The sequence below is a fragment of the Luteolibacter pohnpeiensis genome (assembly GCF_016595435.1).
Lineage (GTDB): Bacteria > Verrucomicrobiota > Verrucomicrobiia > Verrucomicrobiales > Akkermansiaceae > Luteolibacter > Luteolibacter pohnpeiensis.
This window is the reverse complement of the sequence record NZ_JAENIJ010000119.1, coordinates 1-1381: the sequence shown is the minus strand read 5'-3', so window position 1 is coordinate 1381 and position 1381 is coordinate 1. Positions and strand designations below refer to the sequence as shown.

At 57.3% G+C, this 1381-nt stretch carries 2 protein-coding genes; both read left to right on the top strand.

Features of this window, described 5'->3' with window-relative positions; translation table 11 throughout:
* On the top strand, positions 1-798 hold a 798-nt coding region (locus JIN85_RS22550; protein ID WP_484510791.1), incomplete at its 5' end, for a recombinase family protein.
* Positions 795-1381: hypothetical protein (locus JIN85_RS22545; RefSeq protein WP_200274341.1), on the top strand; the 587-nt coding region annotated here is incomplete at its 3' end. The genes JIN85_RS22550 and JIN85_RS22545, both read left to right, overlap by 4 nt.

The window sequence follows — 1381 nt, the reverse complement described above, 5'->3', positions numbered from 1 at the left end:
CAATCCCAACGCTGGGGCTTTTCACCGTTTGCAGTTGCCGGGCATGCATCGGTAGTTCACGGGCGGCTTTGCTGGGAAGGCAAACTGGTCGCGGCGGTGATCGAAGCGAAGCTCGGAGTCCGGCTTGATTATGCCTATTCCGGGTCGGGCAAGGGACGAAAGGTTGTTGTCTCCGGGACTCTAACCGGTGAACGCAATCCACGAACGGTCGAAGGAACGGTGCAGCAATGGGAAACCACGGGCAACGGGTCACCCTGGCGCAATTCAGCCGATTGGGACCGGCAGCTTGCTTACCGCGGATCGCGTGAATGGGCACGGCGACATGCTCCGGGCGTGATGCTCGGCGTTGTCACCGATGACGAAAATCTGGAAATGCGCAACGTGACGCCGCCAGCGGAAACTCTCAGCGGAGTGGACGCGCTCAAGGCATCGACTCAACCGAGGCAGTCAGCAAAAGAAGATGCTCCCGCGCCGGAGCCGCCCCCAAAACAGCCTGAACCGGAGCCAGAGGCAAAGCCCGCGCTCGATCTCGCGTCACCGCGCCGTGCCTATCTGCTTTCGGTGGAAACCAAGTCGGGAGTTACGAAGACCGGCAAGGCCTGGACGCTCTACATTATTTCCATGGAACTGGAAGACGTTGGGCCGATCACCGCGAACACGTTTTCCAAGTCACTGGCCGATGAAGCCCGCGATCTGATCGAGCAATCGTCTCTGGTCACGCTCGAGCAAACGCCGAAGGGCTACGAGCTGAAGTCGATCGCGCCGAACGTGGAGCAAGAGGAAGGAGGCCTGCTGTGAGCACCGCCACTTTTGAAATCGTCCCGCTGAAAGTTGAAGCCGTTTCGCGAGTCACCGAGTCGAACGTCGATCAGTTCCTTGAAGCGCTCCGGACCTGGGTTGCCACGATCAATTCCGATCCGAAAACCGACGAGGATTTCGGCCAGGCAGAGATCGACGTGAAAAAGCTCAAGGAGACGCGTGATCTGATCAAAAAGGGCTATGCCGAAATTATGGAGAAGGCGACCGACATCAATCAGTTGATCGCCAAACTCAGGGAAGGGGAGGGGGAAGTAACGAAACTTGCCCGCGATCTGGAGAAGCAAGTCAACGCAGCCAAGGACAGGATCCGCGAATCGATCGTCGATGAAGCCTTTGAGTTGTTAGAGTGCCCACGGTCACAGAGTCGAAACTTCCGTGCCGATCTGGAAGCGGCGATCAAAGGCAGGAAAAAGCTCGATAAGATGCGGTCGGCAGTGAGTGACGAGCTGATGATGCTCAATGCCCGTTTTGCCGCAAACCGTGAAATTCTCGACCAATTTGCCGAGGAACATGGAGCGCACCTCATCGCGGATCGTGATTTGTTAGAGGTCAAGTCTTCGAC